Annotated in this window: 24 protein-coding genes; 11 read left to right on the top strand and 13 right to left on the bottom strand. The window is 66.5% G+C overall.

Translation table 11 applies throughout. The annotated features are described in order from the left end of the window. The first annotated feature begins 39 nt into the window (after positions 1–39). Positions 40–600: a DUF6328 family protein gene (locus tag AC20117_RS11760; RefSeq protein WP_074699570.1), complete on the top strand. Its 561-nt coding sequence runs from the start codon at positions 40–42 to the stop codon at positions 598–600. 86 nt (positions 601–686) lie between these two features. On the opposite strand, the gene AC20117_RS11755 is transcribed toward AC20117_RS11760, so the two are convergent. Then, positions 687–965, bottom strand: a complete 279-nt coding sequence (locus AC20117_RS11755; RefSeq protein WP_074699571.1) for a hypothetical protein — start codon at positions 963–965, stop codon at positions 687–689. Positions 966–1,051: 86 nt separating this feature from the next. Between AC20117_RS11755 and AC20117_RS11750 the strand changes: the two genes are divergently transcribed. Together AC20117_RS11750 and AC20117_RS11745 are read left to right on the top strand one after the other, a co-directional pair. Beyond that, positions 1,052–1,354, top strand: a complete 303-nt coding sequence (locus tag AC20117_RS11750) for a hypothetical protein (protein ID WP_074699572.1) — start codon at positions 1,052–1,054, stop codon at positions 1,352–1,354. 210 nt (positions 1,355–1,564) lie between these two features. Next, positions 1,565–3,412 carry a DUF222 domain-containing protein gene (locus tag AC20117_RS11745; RefSeq protein ID WP_074699573.1) on the top strand — a complete coding sequence of 616 codons (1,848 nt, stop codon included), beginning with the start codon at positions 1,565–1,567 and terminating at the stop codon, positions 3,410–3,412. 12 nt (positions 3,413–3,424) lie between these two features. Here AC20117_RS11745 and AC20117_RS11740 read toward each other — a convergent pair whose 3' ends face one another. After that, positions 3,425–4,828, bottom strand: a complete 1,404-nt coding sequence (locus AC20117_RS11740; RefSeq protein ID WP_101632586.1) for a sugar porter family MFS transporter — start codon at positions 4,826–4,828, stop codon at positions 3,425–3,427. A gap of 162 nt (positions 4,829–4,990) precedes the next feature. Between AC20117_RS11740 and AC20117_RS11735 the strand changes: the two genes are divergently transcribed. Beyond that, positions 4,991–5,566: a hemerythrin domain-containing protein gene (locus tag AC20117_RS11735; protein WP_074699575.1), complete on the top strand. Its 576-nt coding sequence runs from the start codon at positions 4,991–4,993 to the stop codon at positions 5,564–5,566. Positions 5,567–5,578: 12 nt separating this feature from the next. Here the strand turns inward: AC20117_RS11735 and AC20117_RS11730 are convergent, their stop codons facing one another. From AC20117_RS11730 to AC20117_RS11720, 3 genes are all read right to left on the bottom strand, one after another. Then, positions 5,579–6,337, bottom strand: coding sequence for a DUF4386 domain-containing protein (locus tag AC20117_RS11730; RefSeq protein WP_074699576.1), 759 nt, complete (start codon positions 6,335–6,337; stop codon positions 5,579–5,581). A 166-nt stretch (positions 6,338–6,503) separates the two neighbouring features. After that, positions 6,504–7,658, bottom strand: coding sequence for a fatty acid desaturase family protein (locus tag AC20117_RS11725; protein WP_074699577.1), 1,155 nt, complete (start codon positions 7,656–7,658; stop codon positions 6,504–6,506). Between the two features lie 11 nt (positions 7,659–7,669). Continuing rightward, positions 7,670–8,752, bottom strand: coding sequence for a ferredoxin reductase (locus tag AC20117_RS11720; RefSeq protein ID WP_074699578.1), 1,083 nt, complete (start codon positions 8,750–8,752; stop codon positions 7,670–7,672). Between the two features lie 155 nt (positions 8,753–8,907). On the opposite strand from AC20117_RS11720, the gene AC20117_RS11715 reads away from it, so the two are divergent. The 3 genes from AC20117_RS11715 to AC20117_RS11705 all read left to right on the top strand — a co-directional run bounded on the left by AC20117_RS11715 (position 8,908) and on the right by AC20117_RS11705 (position 12,331). After that, positions 8,908–10,254 carry an alpha-amylase family glycosyl hydrolase gene (locus AC20117_RS11715; RefSeq protein ID WP_074699579.1) on the top strand — a complete coding sequence of 449 codons (1,347 nt, stop codon included), beginning with the start codon at positions 8,908–8,910 and terminating at the stop codon, positions 10,252–10,254. Positions 10,255–10,439: 185 nt separating this feature from the next. Next, positions 10,440–11,183 carry a GAF and ANTAR domain-containing protein gene (locus AC20117_RS11710; protein WP_074703015.1) on the top strand — a complete coding sequence of 248 codons (744 nt, stop codon included), beginning with the start codon at positions 10,440–10,442 and terminating at the stop codon, positions 11,181–11,183. 131 nt (positions 11,184–11,314) lie between these two features. Next, positions 11,315–12,331 carry an alkene reductase gene (locus AC20117_RS11705; protein WP_236777568.1) on the top strand — a complete coding sequence of 339 codons (1,017 nt, stop codon included), beginning with the start codon at positions 11,315–11,317 and terminating at the stop codon, positions 12,329–12,331. A 7-nt stretch (positions 12,332–12,338) separates the two neighbouring features. Here AC20117_RS11705 and AC20117_RS11700 read toward each other — a convergent pair whose 3' ends face one another. Continuing rightward, a complete protein-coding gene (locus AC20117_RS11700; RefSeq protein WP_236777283.1) occupies positions 12,339–12,728 on the bottom strand; it encodes a DsrE family protein in 390 nt (129 codons plus the stop codon). Positions 12,729–13,022: 294 nt separating this feature from the next. Here AC20117_RS11700 and AC20117_RS11695 point away from each other — a divergent pair, with 294 nt between their 5' ends. Next, positions 13,023–14,072: a hypothetical protein gene (locus AC20117_RS11695; RefSeq protein WP_158300462.1), complete on the top strand. Its 1,050-nt coding sequence runs from the start codon at positions 13,023–13,025 to the stop codon at positions 14,070–14,072. Positions 14,073–14,104: 32 nt separating this feature from the next. Here AC20117_RS11695 and AC20117_RS11690 read toward each other — a convergent pair whose 3' ends face one another. The 3 genes from AC20117_RS11690 to AC20117_RS11680 are packed head-to-tail and all read right to left on the bottom strand — an operon-like array spanning position 14,105 to position 16,229. Further along, positions 14,105–14,605 carry a hypothetical protein gene (locus AC20117_RS11690; protein ID WP_074699582.1) on the bottom strand — a complete coding sequence of 167 codons (501 nt, stop codon included), beginning with the start codon at positions 14,603–14,605 and terminating at the stop codon, positions 14,105–14,107. Continuing rightward, the gene (locus AC20117_RS11685) at positions 14,602–15,471 is read right to left on the bottom strand and encodes a cytochrome c biogenesis CcdA family protein (RefSeq protein WP_074699583.1); all 870 of its coding nucleotides are present in this window, start codon (positions 15,469–15,471) and stop codon (positions 14,602–14,604) included. The genes AC20117_RS11690 and AC20117_RS11685 overlap by 4 nt, the downstream gene beginning before the upstream one ends. Further along, entirely contained in the window at positions 15,471–16,229 is a 759-nt protein-coding gene (locus AC20117_RS11680) for a DsbA family protein (protein WP_074699584.1), read from the bottom strand. Before AC20117_RS11680 ends, AC20117_RS11685 begins: the two co-directional genes overlap by 1 nt. Before the next feature lie 63 nt (positions 16,230–16,292). On the opposite strand from AC20117_RS11680, the gene AC20117_RS11675 reads away from it, so the two are divergent. Continuing rightward, a complete protein-coding gene (locus AC20117_RS11675) occupies positions 16,293–17,063 on the top strand; it encodes a GntR family transcriptional regulator (RefSeq protein ID WP_236777282.1) in 771 nt (256 codons plus the stop codon). 92 nt (positions 17,064–17,155) lie between these two features. On the opposite strand, the gene AC20117_RS11670 is transcribed toward AC20117_RS11675, so the two are convergent. Genes AC20117_RS11670 through AC20117_RS11660 form a run of 3 tightly spaced genes read right to left on the bottom strand, consistent with a single transcriptional unit; the run spans position 17,156 to position 20,123 of the window. Continuing rightward, on the bottom strand, positions 17,156–17,959 hold the full coding sequence (locus tag AC20117_RS11670) for an ABC transporter ATP-binding protein (protein ID WP_074699585.1): 804 nt from the start codon (positions 17,957–17,959) through the stop codon (positions 17,156–17,158). After that, positions 17,956–19,047, bottom strand: a complete 1,092-nt coding sequence (locus tag AC20117_RS11665) for a FecCD family ABC transporter permease (RefSeq protein WP_074699586.1) — start codon at positions 19,045–19,047, stop codon at positions 17,956–17,958. The genes AC20117_RS11670 and AC20117_RS11665 overlap by 4 nt, the downstream gene beginning before the upstream one ends. Further along, positions 19,044–20,123, bottom strand: coding sequence for a FecCD family ABC transporter permease (locus tag AC20117_RS11660; RefSeq protein ID WP_074699587.1), 1,080 nt, complete (start codon positions 20,121–20,123; stop codon positions 19,044–19,046). The genes AC20117_RS11665 and AC20117_RS11660 overlap by 4 nt, the downstream gene beginning before the upstream one ends. 126 nt (positions 20,124–20,249) lie before the next feature. Between AC20117_RS11660 and AC20117_RS11655 the strand changes: the two genes are divergently transcribed. Both AC20117_RS11655 and AC20117_RS11650 read left to right on the top strand, forming a co-directional pair. Next, on the top strand, positions 20,250–21,257 hold the full coding sequence (locus tag AC20117_RS11655) for an ABC transporter substrate-binding protein (RefSeq protein ID WP_074699588.1): 1,008 nt from the start codon (positions 20,250–20,252) through the stop codon (positions 21,255–21,257). A 93-nt stretch (positions 21,258–21,350) separates the two neighbouring features. After that, the gene (locus tag AC20117_RS11650) at positions 21,351–21,794 is read left to right on the top strand and encodes a hypothetical protein (RefSeq protein WP_074699589.1); all 444 of its coding nucleotides are present in this window, start codon (positions 21,351–21,353) and stop codon (positions 21,792–21,794) included. Here the strand turns inward: AC20117_RS11650 and AC20117_RS11645 are convergent. Next, positions 21,791–22,345 carry a GNAT family N-acetyltransferase gene (locus tag AC20117_RS11645; protein WP_074699590.1) on the bottom strand — a complete coding sequence of 185 codons (555 nt, stop codon included), beginning with the start codon at positions 22,343–22,345 and terminating at the stop codon, positions 21,791–21,793. The genes AC20117_RS11650 and AC20117_RS11645 overlap by 4 nt on opposite strands. Positions 22,346–22,382 lie beyond the last annotated feature (37 nt).

The following is a 22,382-nucleotide window of genomic DNA, read 5'->3' as shown; positions in this document are numbered from 1 at the left end:
TTACCCTCCGCCGTCGTACTTTGGCGGTAAGTTTGAGAGATGGCTACGGACGATCAGGTGTACGAAGATTCGGTGGGCCGCCGGGAGACGTTCGAGGAGAAACTCGACCGCAACTGGAACGATCTGCTGCAGGAACTGCGCGTCATGCAGACCGGCGCGCAGATCATCACCGCCTTCCTCATGACGCTGCCGTTCCAGGCCCGGTTCGAGGACCTGGAACCTTACCAGGTCGGCCTGTACGTTGCGCTGCTGACGTTCACCGGCCTGCTGACCTGCCTGATCCTCACGCCCGTAGCCATCCACCGCAAGCTTTTCGGCCTGCATGTGAAGGATTCCACCGTGGCGCACGGGCACCGCATCGTGAAGCTGGCCGTGCTCGGCATCGGGCTGATGGCCACCGGCTGCGTCGCCTTCATCCTCGACGTTGTGGCGGGCGACCAGGTGGCGATTTACGTGGGCGGCGGCGTCCTGCTGGTCATGCTCGCGTTGCTCTGGGTGATCCCGGCCCTGCTTAAACGCGCGGTGAACCCCGAAGAGGCGAAGCACCAGTACGGCGACAAGAACAACGACGCCGGCAAAAACAGCAACGCCGTCGACTAACCTTGGCGTCCGGGCTGGCTGGCTCAATCAGCCCCCTGCGTCCGGCGCGGCTGGCTCTCCAACCTCTGCGACCTGCGCGGCTGGCTCTATCCGTCGGGACCGCCCTCCCGTTCCCCGCCTGATTCCAACACCGGCACAGTTTCCTGCTCCCTGTCCGGCTCCAGGATCAGGACTATCGCCTCGTGCGACACGGCAACCGTTTCCGGGATTCCGTCCAGGTGGATGTCCACGACATCCTTGGTCCGGCGGACAATGAAGCCGGACAGCGTGCCGGCGTGGACGTCGTGGTTGAAGCCGACAATACTCACGGCGCGGCCGAGGTCGGCGAGCCTCAGATCTGCGGCCAGGCGTCTGACGGTTCCCATATCGGGTCCTTTGGAAGTTCCGTTAGATAGGGGCAGTCTATGCTCCAGATAGGCTGGAGGACATCGCCCCAGACTAAGGAGATTCCATGAGTTCCCTGCTGACCCCGCTGGTCACGAGCGCCGGACTGATCGGCGGCTTCCAAACCGCCCGCGCCACCAAGAACCGTCCGCTCGGCGGCGCCGTGCTCGCCGCCGCAGGTGCGGCTGCCTTCGCCTTATGGAAGCGCGACGCTGGCACCGGCACCGCCGCAGCTTTGACCGGCGTATACCTGGCTGCGTTTGGCGCCTCCCACCCGCTGGCGAAGAAGATGGGCGCGTGGCCTGCCGTCTACACCGTCACCGCCGGTACGGCTGTAGCGTCGCTGGTGTTCGGCCGCCGACGAGGCTGAATCGAAGTGGGGCGCGGGTCCCAGGGGAACCGTTTCGCCCGCGCGCCCCTTCAGCATCCCTCCGACGCCAACTTTCATTCTTTATCCGAACGAACCACCCCGCACAACTCATTGAGCGCGCCACCGAAGCCACGGGTACACCCAGCACTAGTCCTCCACATTGGTGCTTTTTCCGTGCTATTAGAAGACGTGTTCTATAGCGTTGGGTGTATGGCAATCGCACCGGTCGAAGCGCATCAGGAGCCCGTAGGCTTCCTCGCTTCGGTGCAGGCCGCCCTCCAGGACTTCTCCGCCAGTTTCCAACAGGAATGGCTCCTGCAATCCCCCAAAGACCTCGCCGCCACCGTTGCCGGCATCGAAGAGATCTCCAAAACCGTCGAGCAACTCCAGGTCATCGGCGCCCACGCCGTCGACCAGCAGAACATCGCCCAAACAGGCGAAACAGACCAGCGCATCCCCTGGGCCGACCCGGTGCAGGGCACCGGCCAGGACGGCAAACCGAAAAAGCCCGAATACAAGGACGCCGCCGAATACCTCCGCCAGAAACTCAAAATCAGCCGCGGCGAAGCCAAACGCCGGCTCCGCGTCGGCTCCAGCACCATGCCATCGACCCTGATGACCGGAGAACAGGCACCCCCGAAACTTGAACGCCTCGGCGAAGCACTGACCTCCTCGAAGATCAGCGGCCAGGCCGCAACCCTCATCCGCGACGCCCTCGAACGCGTGCGCCCCACCGCACCGCCTGCGGGCCTGGCCGCGATGGAAAAGCAGCTCACCCAGCAGGCCACCGAATCAGATATCGACGGCCTGCGCGAAATCATCAAACGCTGGGAAGCCATCCTGGACCCGGACGGACTCGAACCCACCGACGAACAACTCCGCGCCAAACAAGGCGTGTTCTACCGCGGCAAACGCCAGGGCCTCCACCGCCTGGACATCGCCGCTACGCCGGAACAATACGAATACCTCGTCACCGTCATGAACGCCGCGACCAACCCGCGCGTCAAAACCACCTTCGCTTCGGAAGACGGCACCCCGGCAGACCCCGCAACAGCCGGCCGCACCCCGGCAGACCCTGCAACAGCCGGCGGCACCCCCGCGGACACCGCCGACACGGGCGGAGCGGGACCGGAACCGGAATGGCAAGGACCCACCCGGCCGCAGAAACTGCTGCAAGGCCTCGTCGGCGCCTGCCAGATCGCCCTGTCCACGGACAAACTCCCCTCCAGCGGCGGCCACCGCCCCCAGATCATGATCAGCCTGGACTACCAGGACCTGGTGGACCAGCTCGGCGCCTCCGCCGACGCGGTGTTCGGCGGACTGATCAGCCCCAAAACCGTCCGCAAAATCGCCTGCGACGCCGACCTCATCCCCCTCGTCCTCGGCGGCAAAGGCGAAATCCTCGACATCGGACGCGCCCAACGGCTGTTCACCCCCGCCCAGCGCCGCGCCCTCGTCGCCCGCGACAAAGGCTGCACCTTCCCCGACTGCACCATGCCCGCTCCCTGGACCGAAGCACACCACATCGAATTCTGGGAAAAGCACGACGGCCCAACGTCAGTTCACAATGGTTGTCTTTTGTGTTCGTACCACCACCATCTGCTGCACGATGAAAACTGGAAAATCGACATCCGGGACGGGATCCCCTGGTTCATCCCGCCCCGCTACATCGACCCGGACCAAAAACCCCGCCGCAACCGCTACCGACTCGCCGGTATCTCCCTGCCCGACGCCACGCCAAGATTCGCGGCCGATGGACAAGGACCTGACTTGGAGTCTCCACCTCCACCGGCAGAACCCTCACTAACACCTGGCTCCGGCCCACCCGGCCAACAGGTCGAAACACTGCTGCCGCTCATCACGGCTGACAGCGCCACGACACCGGATCATTCCACGGCACAGTACGTTCCGACGCCGTCCGAATCGGCCCAAATACCTTTCGTATCCGAGGCTGCCAAGAAGGCGGTACCGGCCGACAAGCCGTTGCAGGGCGGACCGGAAGACTGGAACCGGCCCTTCGACGACTGGCCGCTGCAACCGAACGAACCACCCTGGTGAAACCGGGCACGGCTACATGGCCTCGAGTTCCTTACCCTTGGTCTCCGGCACGAACTTCCAGACGAACACCAGGGACAGCAGCGCGAAGAACGCGTACAGTCCGTAGGCCAGCGTCAGGTCGATATCCGCGAGGAACGGGAAGGTGGTGGTGATCGCAAAGTTGGCCAGCCACTGCGCGGCCGCGGCGACGGAGAGCGCCACGGCACGGATCCTGTTGGGGAACATCTCCCCCAGCAAGACCCAGACCACGGGTCCCCAAGTGGCGCCGAAGGAAACCACAAACAGGTTGGCCGCGATCAATGCCACGACACCCCACGGTTGCGGCAGGGTGACGTCTTCGCCAGTCCCGATGGCTTGGCTGAAACACAGCGCCATCACGCCAAGCGAGAGCAACATGCCGATCGAGCCAGCCACCAGCAGCGGCTTGCGCCCCACCTTGTCCACCAGCATGATGGCCACCACCGTTACCACGATGTTGGTCACCGAGGTGATGACGGTAATGCTGAAGGAATCGGACTCGTTGAAGCCCACGGACCTCCACAGGCTCGTCGAGTAGTAGAAGATCACGTTGATGCCGACGAACTGCTGGAATACAGACAGGAAGATGCCAATCCACACGATGGGCAGCAGCCAACCCTTGCCGCCCATCAGGTCTTTGAGTCCCTGCCGTTCCTCGCTGTGGATGGTTTCGCGGATGGCCTGGATCTTGTCCTGCACCGCCTGCTTGCCGTTAAGGCCAACGACGTCGCGCAACACCTTGGCAGCGCCCACCAGTTCGTCTTTGGCTACCAAATAGCGAGGCGATTCGGGTACCTGCAGGGCCAGCAGCCCGTACAGCACGGCGGGAACAGTTTCGGCCAGGAACATCCAGCGCCAGGCCTCCAGCCCGAACCACATCGGCTCCCCCGCCCCGCCGGCAACTGCGGCCAGGAACGCGTCAGTCAGCAATGCCACAAAAATACCGAGCACGATGGCCAACTGCTGCAGCGAACCGAGCCGGCCGCGGCTGTGCGCGGGCGACACCTCCGCAATATAGGCCGGGGCGAGAACCGATGCCATGCCGACACCGATGCCGCCGATGAAGCGCCAGATGATCAGGTCGGTCACGCCGAAGGCGAGGCCGGAGCCGACGGCCGAGAGTGTGAAGAGGACGGAAGCCACCAGCATCGCCCGGACCCGGCCCTGGCGGTCGGCGAGCGGGCCGGAGAGCCAGGCTCCGATCATCGCTCCGAGCAGTGCGCAGGAGACGGTAAAGCCGAGCAGTACACTGCCCAGTCCGAACTGCTGCTGCACCGCGTCGACGGCGCCGTTGATCACGGCGCTATCGAAGCCGAACAGGAAACCGCCGAGCGCCGCAACGATGGCGACCATGACGACTTTGAGCGGAGTCTTTTCGTGGACCAGGGGCTTCTGCATGGAACTCAGCCTACTGCTCAGTAAGCTTATCGTCGCTCGTGGGCCCTTGAATTCCGGGGTGAACGCCCATATTAGGACAGGCGTAGATCTTGCTGTTGGGCGGTGGTACGTTGGCGGTTACTGCCAATGCACGGGAGCAACGACCCAAAGGAGGGACGTCTCATGACCGAGTCCAGTAGTGGTGCAACAAGCACGGATGTCGTCGATATCCTCACGACCGACCACCAGGAGATGGTCGCGCTGATCGGACAGATCGAGGGCACATCCGATCCCAGTCAGCGCCGGGATCTGGCCGATACCGTGATCGCAGAGGTGATGCGCCACGCCGTCGCCGAAGAGATGTTCGTCTACCCGGCGGTAGAAGAGCACGTGCCGAACGGTACGAAAGAGGTCGAGCACGATAAGAAAGAGCACGACGAGATAGTCCGCCTGATGAAGCAGGTTGAAGACGTCAACGCCGCTGATCCGGAATTCATGGAACTAATCCGCGAACTGGAGGCGAAGTTGCGCCACCATGCGAAGGACGAGGAGTCCGAGCAATTCCCCCAGCTACGCGCCCACATCCCTGCCGAGAAACTCATCGATCTGGGTGAAAAGGTCGAGAAAGCCAAGAAACTGGCCCCGACCCGACCGCACCCGCATGCGCCGCACTCCGAGCTGTTCCACAAGACCGTCGGCCCCGGTGTGGGCATGGTCGACCGGCTCCGGGACAAGCTCACGGGACGGCACACCGGCTGATTGCCGTCGGGCTTACTGCGGGATCGGAGCCGGCGTCGTTCGTTTGAGCAGGAGGACGGCGCCGAGGACGGCAACCCACAGTCCCCACGTTGAGCTGCCAATCAGCCCTGCAAGGTCCCAGACAGGGAAACCGGGCACGGCAGTGGCCAGGATGTCACCCTGGTTGAGCAGATAAAGGGCACTGGTGACTAGGCCGGCGGCGCCAAGCCAGCGCGGCAGGACGCGGCTGCGCAGGATGACCGCACTAAGTGCTATGGTCCAGCCGATGACCAGCAGTTGGCCGAGGTGCTCGCCGAGCAGCGCGCCGCCGAACTGGTGCTGGGCAGTCCAGGCGGCGTCCACCGCGGTCCTGGTGGCAGCGTCGCCGGCAACGTAAGCCTCGGCCAGCTGCGGCACGACGAAGACCCAGCGCAGAAATCCGATGAGCGACAGCACCACGGATGTGGCACCAAAGTAGGTGGCCGCGCGCAGCGCAGGGTCCTCGCTCCTGCGCAGGGCGGCAGGCAGCAGCAGGATCGGAACGGCAAGAATGCCGTACGTCCACGCGGTCGCAAACCAGGTCCAGACCAGGCCAGGGCCTCCGGCGGCAAAGGCCGGCAGCACTACAGCGGTCGGCTCGCGCAGGATATCCGGCCAATCGAACGTCGCCGATAGGACTGTGGCCGCCCCGGCGAAGGTCAGGGCGCTGATGATGAACAACCCTCCGGTCACCCGGCGGATGCCTCCGCCGGGCTGCCTGCCTGTTCGTTGACCCGTACCGGTGGATTCCATGACACGCCACACTTCCCCAGCGCAACCCATTGCTGCAGGTTTTATCCGCTGCGGCTTTTCCGGCGCTGCACAAACACTGTTCCTGCCGGGTAGGAAAGTCAAGAAGTGCAGAGGAAGGACAAGAAAACGCGGACCGGTGTCAGCAAGCCGATGTCAGGAAGTTTAGTCAGGAAGCCGGCGCAGCCTTGTCCGGGAGGGCGTACTTGAAGACCTTCGCCCAGGAGGAGCCGACCTGCTTGAACAGGGGGCCGGAGTTGTAGGGCAATCCGTAGCGGCGGCAGATGTCGCGTACTTTCGGGGCCACCTCGATGTAGCGGTTGGAGGGCAGATCGGGGAACAGGTGGTGTTCGATCTGGTGGGACAGGTTTCCGGTCATCAGGTGCATGAACTTGGAACCGGAGATGTTTGCCGATCCAATCATCTGGCGCACATACCAGTCGCCACGGGTTTCGCCGTCGACCATTTCCTCGGTAAAGGTATCCGCCCCGTCGGGAAAGTGGCCGCAGAAGATGACCGCATGCGCCCAGACGTTGCGGACGGCGTTGGCGGCCAGCGTTCCCCAGAGCGCTTGCTTGCCGGAGCCGGTGACCATGGCCACGATCGGCGTTGCGGCGTAGTCCTTGGTGAACTGGCGCAGGGCCTTGCGGCCCATGGCCTTGAGATCCCTGACGAGAGCGGCCTTGGACTTCGTGCCCTCGCGGTAATCCACCAGTTCCAGGTCGTAGATGGCGATCCCCCATTCGAACACGGGCGCCAGGATCGCGTTCCACAGCGGATTGCCCAGGTTGAAGGGCCGCCACGGCTGGTCCGGCGACATGCGCAGCAGGTTGTAGCCGACGTCTTTGTCCTTGCCGATGACGTTGGTCCAGCGGTGGTGCAGGTCGTTGTGGGTGTGCTGCCAGGAACGTGCCGGGGTGACGAAGTCCCATTCCCAGGTGGTGGAGTGGATGTCCGGATCGCGCATCCAGTCCCACTGGCCGTGGAGCACGTTGTGGCCGATCTCCATGTTCTCCAGAATCTTCGCGAAGCTCAGGAGGGTGGTGCCGGTGACCCACGCGGTCTTGTTGCGCCCGGCCAGGAGTGCCGCGCGGCCTGCGATCTCGAGTCCGCGCTGGGCCTTGATCACCCGCCGGATGTAGGCGGCATCAGAGGCACCGCGCTCGGCGATGACTTCGTCGCGGATGGCGTCCAGCTCGCGGCCGAGTTCGGCAACCTGCTCATCGGAGAGATGGGCGGCCGCTGGCGGTCGGACCAGTGGATGCCCTGATGCGGCGAGCGCACCGGTTCTGCGGGCTGTGGCCGTAGTGGAAACGCTTTCCATAATTTTCCTCCTTAGAGATCCAGGTTGACAGGTCCGGCGGCTGCCGTAATGCATGTCTGGATGAGTTGGCCGGGTTCGCCGAGGACTTCGCCGGTCCGCAGGTCGCGGACTTGTCCGGCGCGCAGTGGTGCGAGGCAGCTTTGGCAGATCCCCATCCGGCAGCCACTGGGCATCAGGATACCGGCCTCTTCGCCGACGTCGAGCAGCGGGGTATTTCCGTCCGCCTCGATTTCGCGGTCGGACGCCTCAAAGGTGACTAGGCCGCCGTCGTGCCCTTCGCCGCCGGCAAGGCCGGTACTGAAGCGTTCAATGGTCAGGGCGCCGGTCACCGCGGGAACGCCGGTTTTGGACGCAGCCGCTTCGCGCGCCCAGAGCGCTTCGGCTTCATCGAGGAAGCCTTCGGGGCCACAGGCGTAGGCGGCGCGTTCCCGCCAGTCCGGGCAGAGCCGGTCCAGCTCGGCGGGCGAGCTGAAATCGAACCTGCCGTGTTCCCCGGTGAACCAGTGGAGGACGTGCAGGCGCGGGAACTGGTCGGCCAGTTCGTGCAGTTCCTCCCCGAAGATGCTGTCCTGCGGGGTCCGGACCGAGTGGATGAGCACCACGTCTGCGTCCGGGCGGGCCGGCACGAGCGTGCGGATCATGGACATGACCGGGGTGATGCCGCTGCCGGCGGTAAGCATCAGCAGGGGCCGGGGCTGTTCGGGCAGGACAAAGTCACCCTGCGGCGCGGCCAGGAACAGCACGTCGCCGGGTTTGACCTTGCGCACCAGGGCACCCGAGACCGCTCCGATGTCGGTCACGGTGATGGCCGGGTCCTCGCCGGCGGCAGTGCTCAGCGAATAGGAACGCCAGTGGCGCACGCCGTCCAGTTCGACGCCGATGCGCGCCCATTGGCCAGCCTGGTGGGCTTGCCAGCCGGGGCCGGGGCGGAAATAAATGGTGGCTGACCCGGCTGTCTCCGGTACGACCCGGGTCACCACGCCGCGCATTTGGCGGGCCGAGAACACCGGGTTGAACAGGGACAGAATATCTTCGGGAGCCAACGGGGTTGTCAGAACGGACGCGGCCTGCGCCAGCTGCCGGAGCCGGATCATGCCGTCGCCCTTATGACGGATTGAGCCATAATTCTCCTCGCGGGACCTACGATCGTACTCTTGAAACTACCGTGTGGGAAGAACTTTCGGGAGTCTTTGTGTCCAATTGCTGACACAATACCGGAGGTAGCATCCTTCAGCGGAAAGAGGCATTCATGGCCAGGCCGGCTTGGGTCGAAAACGCCATCTGGTGGCAGGTCTACCCGTTGGGATTCGTCGGGGCGGAACGGGACGCTCCCGCGACCGGCAGCAAGGTTCAGCACCGGCTGCCGCGGCTGACTGCGTGGCTGGACTATGTAGTGGAGCTGGGAGCTTCCGGAATTGCGCTCGGACCAATTTTCGCCGCCGAGACCCACGGCTACGACACCACTGACTACTTCCGCATCGATCCGCGCCTTGGGGACGAAGCCGACTTCGAGGACCTCATTGCCGCGGCCCATTCGCGCGGGCCGCGGGTCCTGCTAGACGGCGTCTTCAACCATGTGGGCCGCAGCTTTGACCGGTTCCAAGAGGTCCTCCGCGAGGGGCCGGCAGCGCCGTCGTCGTCCTGGTTCAGGCTTTCCTGGCCGGCCGGAAAGTGGAGCCCGGGCGCCGAGCCGGACTACGAGGACTTCGAGGGGCACCACCACCTGGTCGCCCTGAACCACGCAGAACCGCAGGTGCGCGATTTCGTCGTCGAGGTGATGAAGTACTGGCTGGCCCGCGGCGCGGATGGCTGGCGGCTGGATGCGGCCTATGCGGTTCCGCCGTCGTTCTGGGCGCCGGTGCTGGACGCGGTCCGCGCCGACTATCCGGACGCATACTTCGTCGGCGAGTTCATCCACGGGGACTACGCAGCCGCGGTAGCCGAAGGAGAGCTCGACTCGGTGACCCAGTACGAGCTGTGGAAGGCCGTCTGGAGTTCGCTCAACGACGTCAACCTCTACGAACTGTCCGCCGCGCTGGACCGGCACAACGCCTTCCTCGAGTCCTTCGCGCCCATGACCTTCGTGGGCAACCATGACGTCACCCGCCTCGCCAGCCGGCTGGACAATACCGCGCTGCTGCCCCACGCCGTCGTTATCTTCCTGACGCTGGGAGGCACGCCGTCCATTTATGCCGGCGACGAGCAGGCGTTCCGCGGCGTGAAGGAGGACCGTGCCGGCGGGGACGACGCCGTCCGGCCGGCCTTTCCGGACAGTCCGGCGGAGCTCAGCAGCCTGGGCGCGGACATTTACCGGCTGCACCAGGAGCTGATCGGCGTCCGGCGTCGTCATCCCTGGCTGCACCGGGCGCGCACCCGGGTTCTGGACCTGGCCAATGCGCACGTTGTGTATGAAGCGGCGGCCGACGGGCATTCCCTCACGGTGGCGCTCAACCTCGCCGACAGTCCCGTGAGCATCGATGCGCCTGCGGGCAACCGCGCGGTTCTCGCCAGCGGCGGCGACGTTCAGGTGGGCGGTGACGGATTGGAGCTGGGTTCCTTCGCCTGGGCTGTCCTCGGCAACGGGGGCGACGCCTGAGTAGACGCCTGAATATATGTCGCCGCCCATGTGTCCGGCATTACTCCCGCCACGGGGCGGTATGCCGCCGGATGCGTTGCCGTTGGCCTATACTTTTTCGGTACGGTTCAGCAGCGGGCCGTTTTGGATTGCTCTTCGAGGGCTGGACGCCCGCGCAGTGCATGAGTGAAACGGCGCCAACGTTCTTGAGCACTGAGTCCACTGCTAAAACCGATACCCACCTGAGCCAGCACCTCCAGGAGCTCGTTCTCAACAGCACCGACGTCGGGGAATTCCTCGACGGGCTGGCGCGCCTGTCCTCCTCCAGCCTCTCCACCCCAGGCGACGAGGTCCTCACCGGCATCACGTTGCTCCGGCACAAGAGGTCCGCCACCGTGGCCAGCAGCAGCGAAGACGCGCAGGCCATGGACGAGATCCAGTACGCGTTCGGCGACGGCCCCTGCATGACCGCCTCGCGGGAGCAGGTCAATGTCCTCGTTGCCGATCTCCAGACGGAAGAGCGGTGGCCGCAATATACGACGGCGGTGCTCCAGCTTGGTGTGCGATCCATCCTTGCCGTTCCGTTCCACCTTCAGGAAGACACCAAGGCAGCCCTGAATCTTTACTCGCACCGGCCCGGACGGTTCGACGAGAAGTCCGTTGAGCTGGTTGAGCAGTTCGTGCGGCAGACGTCGCTGGGCCTCATGCTGGCGGTCCGCTTCACCCACCTCGCCGAGACCGCCGACAATCTGAAGGCTGCCTTGGTCTCCCGGACGGACATCGATGTCGCCGTGGGCATCATCATGGCCCAGAACCGGTGCAGCCAGGAGTCCGCCGTCGAGATCCTGAAGACCGCATCCAGCACCCGGAACATCAAGCTGCGCGACGTCGCCGCGGGTATAGTGACCTCGCTGGACCAGGGGCCGGCGAAGACCTTCTACGAGGATTAGGCGGCCGGGGCGGAATAACTTTTCGGCCTGCTCGGTTGCCTCCTGCGGAAGCATTACTGAGAAGAAGGACCTTTGTGAGCCTGTTTACCCCGCTGTCCGTCGGCGCCCTTGACCTCTCCAACCGCCTCATCATGGCGCCGCTGACCCGGATGCGCTCCGGCGTGGACGGCGTTCCGGGACCGCTGGTTGTCGAGCACTACCGGCAACGCGCGTCGCTGGGACTGATCGTCACCGAGGGCACCTACCCGAGCTACGCGGGACAGGGCTTCCAGCGCCAGCCGGGCCTGGTCACGCCCGAACAGATCGACGGCTGGCGGGCTGTCGCGGACGCCGTCCATCACGACGGCGGACGGATCGTCGCCCAGGTCATGCACGCCGGCCGCGTCACCCACGAGGCCACCACCGGCGGCCACGAGGTTGTTGCGCCCAGCGCCATTGCCATCGACGGCGAGACCCGCACCTACGAGGGCAAAAAACCGTTCCCGGTTCCCCGCGCCCTGGACACCGATGAGCTGCCGGGCATCATCGACGAGTTCGTGTTGGCGTCGCGGAACGCGGTGGAAGCGGATCTGGACGGCGTGGAACTGCACTCGGCCAACGGCTACCTGCTGCACGAGTTCCTCGCCCCGAGCTCAAACCAGCGCACCGATCAGTACGGCGGATCGCCGGAGAACCGCGCGCGGTTCGTCATTGAGGTTGCCGCCGCCGTTGCCGCCGAGATCGGTGCGGACCGGGTGGGCATCCGTATCTCCCCCGAACACAATGTCCAGGGCGCCCTGGAGCTCGACGCCGAAGAGACTCGGGCAACCTACGCCGCGCTGCTGGACGGCCTTGCCCCGCTGGGCCTGGCCTACCTGAGCATCCTGCACAAGGAACCGGCCGGTGCACTGGTCCAGGAACTGCGCGCGCGCTTCGGCGGTCCGGTGCTGCTCAACAACGGCTTCGGCGTCATTACCACCCGCGAAGAAGCACTGGCGATCCTCGACGACGGGCTGGCCGACGGCGTTGTGGTGGGCCGCCCTGCCATCGCGAATCCGGATCTTGCCCGCCGCTGGCAGGAAAACCTCCCGCTGAACGATCCGGACTCGAAGACCTTCTACACCGACGGCGCTGCAGGCTACACGGACTACCCGTACCTGGCGAACTAGGCCGCTCCTAGAGCCGGACGTAGGCCCAGCCTTCCCATTGCCTGCTGGCCAGGTGGGCGATGGCGGCCGGGACTGTGGCGACGCCCGGCAGCAGTTGGTCCGACGGCACGCCGGCCGAACGCAAGCTGTTTCCGCAGGCCAGAACCCGGATTTGCCGCTCCAGCGCGGCGGTGATTTCGTCGGCGAACCCTGATCCGTCAGAGAGCAGGGCTACTCCGGGGCCTTGGATGACTACTTCAATGGCGGTCCCCGCCGGCAGGGCGTCTGCCGCGTTGGTTGCGCTGCGCAGCACGCCCGGCAGCCAATCCTGGGCGCCGGGTCCCGCGCCGTGGACCAGCAGGCCCGGCGACTTGGACTCGGCACGGGCATCTTGCATGGGGCTGTCCGCTGTGGGCATGGGTCCTCCTGGTCCGTTCTGAGCCGGCGCGATGCGCGGGCGGGAAAAGCCTTCCCTGTGCATGGTAGCGTGGCCGTCGAAATGTATAGACATTCACGACGGCGAGCCGCTGCGGGCCTCGTCCTTGTTGCCGTGCTCGGTGTTGCAGCCTGTTCACCGGACACCACCTTGCCCACCGCGCACCGCATGGATATCGGCAAGCCGCCCACTGGTCCCTTCGCTTCAACCGGCCCAACCGCCTCAACCGCCTCAACCGCCTCAACCGATGGTGCGCGCTTGTTCCCCGGATTCGAGGTGACTTCGGCTGTCAGGATCGACAGTGCCCCGGCGGCCGCGGGGGCCACCTTCATCGGTTCGGCCTTCCCCCGGGACGGCCGATCATCGTTAAGCTTCTACGGCTTCAACGCCGAGGGCACCCTCTGGCGCGTCGATACCAATCCGTCCTGTGTGGGCACGGTGCTGACCAGCGTTGGCGGGCAGCCCGCCGTCGTTATTCTTGATTCCGACGCCCGACAAGACGGGCAGGGTCCGGTCAGCTTCACGACGGCCACCGCCTTCTCTGCTGGCAGCGGGGATGTGCTGTGGGGACCCACCGAAGTTCCCGGCCCCTCCGCGGGAAACGGACTCATCTTCGCCAACACGCCGAAGGCGCTCACGGCCGGCACCACGCCGGGCACGTTGCTGGACGCGGGCACCGGAAGCGTCGTCGAAACCCCGGCGGGCGAAACGGCTCTCTATGAACACCACGGCGCGGCCTTGATCGGCACCGAATCCAAGTTCTTGGCCGTCGATACCGGTTCCCGCGGCACCCTGTGGTCCGCGGACGAACTCCGTCGGCCGAACGGGACAACTGCGGGCGCGAAGGTCCGGTTCACTGGCAGTTACGGGCCGGCCACCGGGGGCGTCGTGGTGCTGCGATGGGAGGAGCAGGGCATGAAGCCTCAGGACGTTGTTTACGATCTTCGAACCGGCGAACCGTTGGGACAGCTGGCCGGATCCCCGGCCGGGATGGCAGTGACTGACGGGTCTTCCGGCACGGTCCTGCTGGCGTCGGAGCTAACCGACGGGTCGCAGCTGATCACGGCTGTCCGGCCCGGTGCGGGCACCTTATGGACCAAGAGCTTCGCCCGCAGCGCGAGGATCACGGCGGCCGGCCCGGGCGGGGCGTACGCCGAGCTCGACGGCGTAGCGGCCAAAATCGACATAGACTCCGGCGCCATTCTGGACACCGGCGACTATGTCCTCCCGGTGTCCCTGCTGCCCGATGGGACGGCCCTGTTCCCGACGAAGGAGCGGACCGTCTATGCCTTGGCCGTCCCCGAAAAGCAGGGTGCCCCGGGATAGATTCCGGGGCCAGACGTTCCGCGGCCGGAGGTTCAGCGGCCGGTGAGTGCCGCCGTCGTTGTTTTCTGCGGTACCGCGCAGCGGTCTTCGGACGTGGCACGCCGGTAGAACGCCCCGCCCAGCAGGCCGATCGATGCCGCTGCAAGCAGCGGCTGGACCGGCTCGAAATATTGCATGGCCCCGGAGGTGCCCAGGGCCAGGAGCACTATTTTGTTGCAGACCGGGCAACCGACGGCGAAGAACGAGACGATGGCGCCCGCGACGCCGAACCGCTGCCCGCGCTCCGGTGACGCCTGTGGCAGTCGCGCCACGTAGGTCGCGGCCACCAAACCTGCCAGCGCGGCCGTGATGGCCAGGACCGGGAAGGACCACCAGGTCGGCGCTACCTCGCGGCCGAAAAACGGCGTGTCGATCAGATCGGTCGGGACGGCCACCACTACATACGTGGCGGTGGCGGCAGCGAGCGCGGCCAGCCAGCGCCGGCGCGGCCACAGCGCAAGCGCAGCCTTCAGTGACGCCAGGCCGCTCCTCATCGCTCTTCCTCGTCGTTCCGGGCCGCGGGGCCAACCGAGGCGAAGCCGCCACTTGCGCGCTGGGCCCGCTGGCTCCTGAGATACAGTACGACGGCGACAGCCAGCACCGCCGCCGCGATCAGGGCGAAGACCGCGTTGGAGATGCCCGACGCCGCGCCGCTGACCGTGGTTTCCAGCAGGAACTGGTCACCGACGCTGAGCACGCCGCCAAGGCCTGCCGTTCCGTCCGTGACCAGCAGCAGGACTCCGATCCCGATGGAGAGGATCCCGGAAAGGACCATGATCCAGGAGTTGGACCAGCGGCCGATGACCAGCGGGCGCGGACGCAACCAACGGCGCCCGCTGATACCCAGCCGGTCCCAGACCAGCGCCAGCGCGAAGAGCGGCAGCGCCATGCCGAGCGCATAAATCGCCAGCAGGATGCCGCCGTACATGGCGTTGCTGCCGACTGCTGCCACGGTCAGGATGGAGCCGAGGATCGGCCCGGTGCAGACCCCGGCGACACCGTAGACCGTCCCGAGGACAAAAACAGAGAGACCGGAAGAACCTGCTTGCGCATTGCTCCGGATGGCGGCGGGCAACCGGAGGCCGAGGATCTGCGCCGCCCCGAGCAGGATCACCAGGGTGGCCGCCACCGCCACCAGGACATGGCGGTGCTGGGTGACGAGGGATCCGAGCGCCCCGGCGAAGACCCCCAGCGGCACCAGGGTAGAAAGGAGGCCCGCATAAAACAGCGCCGTCCGGGCAACCAGCCGTGTCTTGGTGGAAAAGGCGTAGGCGAAAAACGCCGGCAGCAGCAACGCCGAACACGGGCTGAGCAGCGTGAGCATTCCGCCGAGGAAGGCTCCGGCGTAACCGATTTCCATTACTTGCTTCCCGCTTCGTTCAGCTCGGCGTCGATGGCCTTTTCGAACGCCTCCAGCGGCTGGGCACCCACAAAGGGGGTGTCGTTGACCAGGAAGGTAGGTGTTCCGGTGGCTCCGAGGGAGGCCGCTTCCTGCGCGTCCTTGACTACCGCTTCACGCAGTTGCTTCGAGTCCAGGTCCGCCTCGAATTTCTTCATATCCGGCACTCCGGCCTGCTCGGCGAACCCGATCAGACGCTCCCGGTTCAGGTCCGCGTGTCCTCGTTCAGGTGCGGCAGCGTAGACGGCCTTGTTGAACTCCCAGAATTTGCCCTGCTCCCCCGCGGCACGCCCGGCCAGTGCTGCTTGCATCGACTCCTCGCCGAAGACCGGCAGGTCGCGCCACTCGATGCGCAGCTCTCCGCTGTCGACGTACTTCTCCACCAGGACGGGCAGCGGGTCGCGCGCGAAGAGGCCGCAGAAGGGGCACCGGTAGTCCGAATATTCGACCATGACCACCGGGGCGTCCACGGCGCCCAGCGCAGTGGGGTCATCGGCTATGCGCCGGGACATGTCCAGTCCGCCGGCACTGCCCTGCTGGGCGTTCGCTCCGGCCGGTTCACCCTGACCGGCGCTGGCGGCCTGCTGCGATTTACCCCCTTGGTAGGCGAAGATGCCGACGAACAGCAGGAGCACGGCCACGCCAAGGACCGTGGCCGTCACGGTAAAGTTGCGGTTGCGGGGGTTGCTGGCTGGGGCAGTTGGCTTGTGCGACGGCATTCGGGCTCCTCGTGCGGCCGAAATGGCCGCAAATGTTTATACATTTTCTCCAATGGAGGCTACGTGACCGGGCAGGACCAGGCAAAACCTTCAGCTTCCGAACCCGGCGGCACCGCGCCTGCAACTCCGCTATGGGAAGCCATAAGCCGGGATCTGCACCGCCGGCTGCAGAAGGGCGAATTCAGCACCGGTTTCCCCGGCGAGCTGGCCCTGGCCAACGAATACGGTGCCAGCCGCGGCAGCATCCGCGCGGCCTTGCGGCCCCTGCGCGAGGCCGGGCTGGTTACCGCGCAACGCGGCCGCAAGCCGGTTGCCCTGCCGCAGGTGGTTGCGGGGAAAAGCACAGCCTACGGTCCCGTGTACAGCCTCTTCGCCACACTGCAGGAAGCGGGAATGGAGCACTACAGTGACGTCCTGGCCCAGGAAGTGGAGCAAAACGAAGCGGTAGCCCAGCGGTTGATGCTTGCGGCGGACGAACCACTGTTCCACCTCTCGCGACGGCGTTATGCCGACGACGTTCCGCTGGCGCTGGATGATGTCTGGCTGCCGGCCGAACAGGTCGGGCCGCTGCTGGAGCGGGACTTTTCCAACACTGCCTTGTACCAGGAACTCGAGGAAGCGTGCGGGATCTCGCTGGACGGCGGCGAAGAACGGCTCACCGCCGTCATCGCCACGGAGGAACAGGCCCGGTCGCTGCAGTGCGCCGCTGATACGGCTCTGCTCCTGATCGACCGCGTGGGTTATGCGGGAGGCCGCCCGCTCGAGTACCGCCGCAGCTACATTGTCGGCGGGGACTTCGCAGTCTCCACCTCCTTCGGCGCGCGGAACCCCTAGGGAAGCGGCACGGCTGCGGGGCGCTCCGGATCCGACGGCCCGACGTCCGCGTCCGACGGCGGTGCGACGGTGCGGCGGCGGTTTGAGTGTGGTTAGACGCCGGCGCCCAGGGGGATGACGTGCGGCCGTCCGGCTGTCGGTTCCTGCACCACCTGGGCGGCCAGCCCGAAGATCTCGAGCAGCAGTTCCGGCGTGACGACTTCAGCCGGGGTTCCCTGCGCGACAATCCGGCCGTCTTTCATGGCCACCATGTGGTCGCTGTAGCGCGCGGCGAGCGAGATGTCGTGCAGCACCATCACCACGGTGCGGCCGCGGTCCCGGTTGAGCCGGCGGACCAGCTCCAGGACCTCCACCTGGTGCGCCAGGTCGAGGTAGGTGGTCGGTTCGTCCAGCAGCAGGATGTCGGTCTCCTGGGCCAGCGTCATCGAGATCCAGGCCCGCTGCCGCTGGCCGCCGGAGAGATCCTCCAGCGGCTTGTCCGCCAGCTCCAGGCTGTCCGTGGCCGCCAGCGCGTCGAGGACCACGGCCTCGTCCGCCACGGAGAACTGCTGGTACCACTTCTGCCGCGGGTGCCGCCCGCGCGAAACCAGGTCCGCAACGGTCAGCCCGGACGGCGCGGCCGGCGTCTGCGGCAGCACGCTCAGCTTGGTGGCAACGTGCCGGGTGGACAGCTTGGCCAGGGGTTCGCCGTCGAGCGTGACCGCTCCGGACCGGGGCGCCAGCAGCCGGCCGAGCCCGCGCAGCAGCGTGGACTTCCCGCAGCCGTTGGGCCCGATCACGGCGGTGATGGCGGCGTCGGGCACGGTCAGCGACAGTTCCCGGACAATGTCGGGGCCGTCGTAGCCGAGGGTCAGGGCGTCGGCGCGCAGCCGCCCGCCGGTACTGGGCGCGCTCATGTGAGCCTCCGTTGGTAGCGCAGAATCAGGTAGATCAAATAGGGCGCGCCGACCACCGCGGTGGCAACGCCCACGGGCAGCGCCACGCTCAGGGCGTTGGCGGAGACGGTGTCGGCCAGCAGCACAAACACGGCGCCCACCAACGCGGAAACTGCCACCGGGGGCACCACCGAACCGGTCAGGATGCGCGCGATCTGCGGGCTGGCGAGCGCCACGAACACCAGCGGCCCGGCGACCACGGTGCCCACCGAGGCCAGCAGCACCGCGATGGTCAGGGCCGTCAGCCGCACCGCACCAACCCGGGTTCCAAGTCCGACGGCGGTGTCCTCACCCAGGCTTGTCAGCAGCAGCCACCGCCCGCAGAAGACTGCGGCCAGCACCAGCACCACGGCGATGGCCCCCATCGGCTGCACCAGCGCCCAGTCCTTGCCGTTGAGCGAACCCGTCATCCAGGTCAGCGCCTGGGCAGCGCTGCTGACGTCGCCGAGGGTGAGCAGCCAAGTGGTGAGGCTGACGGCAAAACCGTTGATGCCCAGCCCCACCAGGACCAGCCGGTAGCTGTCGATCCCGCCGCGGTAGGCCAGCAGGTAGACCGCGACGCCGCTGAGCACGCCCGCGCCGAAGGCAGCCAGAGGCATGCCCATCGTTGCGGCCAGCCCGCTCAGTCCGGCATTCCCGCCGCCAGCGACCACCAGCACCGTGACGGCGCCGAGCGAGGCCCCGGCCGTTACGCCCAGCACGTCCGGGCTGGCCAGCGGGTTCCTGGCCACGGTCTGCGTGATGGCTCCGGCGGCGGCGAGGCAGGCACCGGCGACGACGGCGGCAACCATCCGCGGCGCGCGGAACTCGGTCACGGCCAGATGGACCTTGGAATCGGACGTGTCTCCGAGCAGCGCGCGCAGCACGTCCAGCAGGGCGAGCGGGGTGCCGCCGTTGGCCACGTGGATGGCCATGGCCGCCACCAGCACCAGGATCAGCACCCCGCCCACGGACAGCCCGCGCGGACTGACCCGGATGGAGACCGGCCCGGCCCGCAGCACGCGCAGCGAACGGACGGGGTTGCCGCCGTCGCGGGTGACGGTGCTCATACGGTCACCAGCTTGCGGCGGCGGGCCAGGAAGACAAAGAAGGGCGCGCCGATGACGGCCAGCACCACGCCCACGGACAGCTCGCCCGGACGCGCGATGACCCGTCCGGCGGTATCGGCCAGCAGCAGCAGCGCGGCGCCGGTCACCGCGGAAGCCGGCAGCAGCCAGCGGTAGTCGGCCCCCACCATGGCCCGGGCGATATGCGGAACCAGCAGCCCGGCGAACGCAATCGGGCCGGCCATGGTCACGGCGGATCCGGCCAGCAGCGTGATCGCGGCGATGCCGGCGCAGCGCGCCCACAGTACCGAGATGCCCAGCGACCGGGCGGTGTTTTCGCCCAGCGCCAGCGCGTTCAGTGCCGGAATGTTCATCGCCGCCAGCACCAGGCCCGCCAGCAGGAAGGGCCAGATGGCCGGCAGGATGTCGTTGCGCCCGGCGATGGAGCCCACCTGCCAGAAGCGCAACGTGTCCAAGGCCGCCTCGTTCAGCAGGACGATCCCGGTCACCAGCCCCGTGCACAGCGCGGTGACCGCGGCGCCGGCCAGCACCAGCGTGATCGGCGTGGAGCCGTGCCGGGCGGCGGTCCCGATCAGGAACACGAACACGCTGGCCAGCAGCGCGCCGCCGAACGCCAGCACGGCTTGGGTCAGCGGCAGCATGGTCCCGGCGATGGCAGTCGCGGCCACGATGGCCAGCGCCGCCCCCTGGTTGATGCCCAGCAGACCCGGATCCGCCACGGCATTGCGGGTATGCCCCTGCGAGAGCGTCCCGGCCACGCCGAGACAGATGCCGGCCGCAATCCCGGTCAACGTCCGGGGCCAGCGCAGCTGCAGAATGGTTACGTCCATGTTGGTTCCCGTCGGCGTCACCACCGCATGCCAGGCTTGCGCCACCGACGAAGGCTGGCTGCCGATGCAGACACTGGCCACCACTGCAGCGCAAAGTACGACGACGGCCGCGGCCAGCCAGCGCAGCCGCACCTTTCCGCTGCGCACGGGCAGCCGCAGCGCGGTTTCGCGCAGCCCGGCAGCCGGAATGGAGTCTGTGCCCGTGGCCGGTGCATCGACAGTTTTCAAGAGCGCCTTCTATTACGGGAGGTTTGGAGCGTCGGTCTTTTCGACTGCTACAGTCTACGACGGAGACAAGCTTAGCCTTACCTAAGTTACGCGGCTTAGGCCGTTGAGACCGTGAAAGAGACTCGCATGAAAACACCCGTTCTGACCAAATTGCTGGCACTGGTGGCCGGCGCCTCGCTCCTGGGCACCGCCGCCTGCGGCGCACCTGCCGCCACCGAAGACAGCGCCGCCTCCGCTCCTGCGGGCGGCTCCGGCTACCCGCTGACCATGGAACATGCCATGGGTTCAACCACCATCGAATCCGAGCCGAAGCGCGTCGTCGCGCTCGACCCGAGCTACATCGATGCCGCCCTGCTGCTGGAGGCCGATCTGGTCGGCTACGTCCAGTACCGGCAGGATCCGGGCGATCCGTTCGCCGACTACCTCGGCGACGTGGACGCAGCCACCGCAGATGCGGTCAACGTCGGCACCCTCGCCGAGCCGAATCTGGAAAAGATCCTCGAGCTGGAGCCGGACGTGATCGTCTCCGCGCAGGTCCGCCACGAGGCGCTCTACGACCAGCTTTCCAAGATCGCGCCGACCATCTTCTCGGTCAGCACCGGGCCCACGTGGAAGGAAAACGTGGTCTTCCTCGGCGAGGCGCTGGGCAAGAAGGACAAGGCCGAAGAGCTCGTGGCCGGCTATGAAGAGCGCGCCAAGAAGGTCGGCGAGGAAATCCTCGCGAAGAACCCCGAAGCCACCTACTCACTGCTGCGCTTCGCCGGCGAGGACACCGCGCGCCTGTACTCCACCGATTCATTCATCGGCGAGATCATGGCCGATATGAACATCCCCCGCCCCGAAGATGCGCCGGACACGACCGAATCCATCTTCGTCCCGCTCTCCGAGGAGCAGATCCTCAAGGCCGACGCCGGCCTGGTCATGGTCAGCGCCTGGACGCCTTCGGGCGCCGAGGGCGACGCCTCCCGCGAACAGCAGAAGACCTTCGAGTCCAACCCGCTGTGGGAGCGACTGAAGGGCGACGTTGTCCACGTGGACGACGAAACCTTCGTCGCCTCGGTCAGCATCCAGGGCGCGCACGCCGTGATCACCGATCTGGCCGAGCACTACGGCGTGGACCCGCAGCTGCCGTAGTCCCTCCAACGAAACCAAAAAACCAAGTGCGACGTCGGTGCCAAGTTGGGCGCCGGCGTCGCACTTTGCGCTTCCAGCGGTAATAATTTCCCCATGACGAGCATTCCGTATGATGGTCCTGACCATGCCCACCGCCGCCCCGCGGGCACGAATGACGCAACCGTTGAAGCGCTGGGCAAGCTGTCCGAGGCGTTGGAGGTCGTTGAACACGCCCGCGGCTATCTGTACGGCTTCCACCGCCTGACCGGCAAGGCCGACCTGGCCCTGGGCGAGGCCGCGGAGCTCCTGCGCCAGGCCGGGCACGGCGAGCTGGCCGACCGGGTCGAGCAGGAGGTTGTGGGGCGGAACGTGATCGCCGGACGGTGGACGTTCCAGATCGTCGAAGACTACGACGACAACTACTACGCCGCGTTCAAGTCAGTGGAGCAGGCCGCGCGCGATCAGCTCGCCGAAGGTAAGCGGCACCTGTTCGAGGCCGAGATGAAAGAGGACCGGCGCTCCCACGGGCGGGCCCACCACGAGGCACGCCCGCGCTAGGGCCGGATAGCGGCGTAGAGCAGCATGTCCCGCCGCTCGCCGCCGATGCTCTGGTGGCTGCGCAGCAGTCCTTCGCGCTGGTAGCCGGCGGCTTCGGCCGTGCGGATGGACCCGGTGTTCCACGGTTCGATGTACAGCTCCACGCGGTGCAGCACGGGCAGAGTCCAGGCGAAGGCGGTGAGCGCGCACAACGCCGCTGCACCCACGCCGCGGCCGCGTGCCGGCGGCGCAACCAGGTATCCCGCCGTCGCTCTTCCTGTTTCCACCGCCTTCAGCCACATGCCGATCTGGCCGAGCGCCCGGTCCGTCGCGGCGTCGGCGATGGCGAAGGAGTAGCCCATCCCCTCGGTGAAGCGCCCGTTCTGGTGCAGGATCCACTCCATCGCTTCTTCCGCGGTGGGCCGGACCGGAATGGTGCTGATCAGTCGAATGTACGGATCCTGCGTGAGCTCGGCCGCGAGGTGCGCGTCGGAATCGCGGAACGGACGCAGCACCACGCCGGCGTGCGATGGCGGCGCTGCGGGCCATGCGAGCGGCAGGTGGAGCTTCATGAGTGCGATTCTGCCATTCATCGCAGTTCCCGCAAGG

Origin of the sequence: Arthrobacter crystallopoietes, from assembly GCF_002849715.1 — a bacterium.
In the GTDB taxonomy this organism is placed as follows: domain Bacteria; phylum Actinomycetota; class Actinomycetes; order Actinomycetales; family Micrococcaceae; genus Crystallibacter; species Crystallibacter crystallopoietes.
Note: the sequence above shows the minus strand (reverse complement) of the source record. Positions and strands in the feature narration are given on the sequence as shown.

Coding starts and splice junctions, on each gene's coding strand:
- AC20117_RS11760 (WP_074699570.1), top strand. CDS start 40: ATGGCTACGGACGATCAGGTGTACGAAGATTCGGTGGGCCGCCGGGAG.
- AC20117_RS11755 (WP_074699571.1), bottom strand. CDS start 965: ATGGGAACCGTCAGACGCCTGGCCGCAGATCTGAGGCTCGCCGACCTC.
- AC20117_RS11750 (WP_074699572.1), top strand. CDS start 1,052: ATGAGTTCCCTGCTGACCCCGCTGGTCACGAGCGCCGGACTGATCGGC.
- AC20117_RS11745 (WP_074699573.1), top strand. CDS start 1,565: ATGGCAATCGCACCGGTCGAAGCGCATCAGGAGCCCGTAGGCTTCCTC.
- AC20117_RS11740 (WP_101632586.1), bottom strand. CDS start 4,828: ATGCAGAAGCCCCTGGTCCACGAAAAGACTCCGCTCAAAGTCGTCATG.
- AC20117_RS11735 (WP_074699575.1), top strand. CDS start 4,991: ATGACCGAGTCCAGTAGTGGTGCAACAAGCACGGATGTCGTCGATATC.
- AC20117_RS11730 (WP_074699576.1), bottom strand. CDS start 6,337: ATGGAATCCACCGGTACGGGTCAACGAACAGGCAGGCAGCCCGGCGGA.
- AC20117_RS11725 (WP_074699577.1), bottom strand. CDS start 7,658: ATGGAAAGCGTTTCCACTACGGCCACAGCCCGCAGAACCGGTGCGCTC.
- AC20117_RS11720 (WP_074699578.1), bottom strand. CDS start 8,752: ATGATCCGGCTCCGGCAGCTGGCGCAGGCCGCGTCCGTTCTGACAACC.
- AC20117_RS11715 (WP_074699579.1), top strand. CDS start 8,908: ATGGCCAGGCCGGCTTGGGTCGAAAACGCCATCTGGTGGCAGGTCTAC.
- AC20117_RS11705 (WP_236777568.1), top strand. CDS start 11,315: ATGGCGCCGCTGACCCGGATGCGCTCCGGCGTGGACGGCGTTCCGGGA.
- AC20117_RS11700 (WP_236777283.1), bottom strand. CDS start 12,728: ATGCCCACAGCGGACAGCCCCATGCAAGATGCCCGTGCCGAGTCCAAG.
- AC20117_RS11690 (WP_074699582.1), bottom strand. CDS start 14,605: ATGAGGAGCGGCCTGGCGTCACTGAAGGCTGCGCTTGCGCTGTGGCCG.
- AC20117_RS11685 (WP_074699583.1), bottom strand. CDS start 15,471: ATGGAAATCGGTTACGCCGGAGCCTTCCTCGGCGGAATGCTCACGCTG.
- AC20117_RS11680 (WP_074699584.1), bottom strand. CDS start 16,229: ATGCCGTCGCACAAGCCAACTGCCCCAGCCAGCAACCCCCGCAACCGC.
- AC20117_RS11670 (WP_074699585.1), bottom strand. CDS start 17,959: ATGAGCGCGCCCAGTACCGGCGGGCGGCTGCGCGCCGACGCCCTGACC.
- AC20117_RS11665 (WP_074699586.1), bottom strand. CDS start 19,047: ATGAGCACCGTCACCCGCGACGGCGGCAACCCCGTCCGTTCGCTGCGC.
- AC20117_RS11655 (WP_074699588.1), top strand. CDS start 20,250: ATGAAAACACCCGTTCTGACCAAATTGCTGGCACTGGTGGCCGGCGCC.
- AC20117_RS11650 (WP_074699589.1), top strand. CDS start 21,351: ATGACGAGCATTCCGTATGATGGTCCTGACCATGCCCACCGCCGCCCC.
- AC20117_RS11645 (WP_074699590.1), bottom strand. CDS start 22,345: ATGAAGCTCCACCTGCCGCTCGCATGGCCCGCAGCGCCGCCATCGCAC.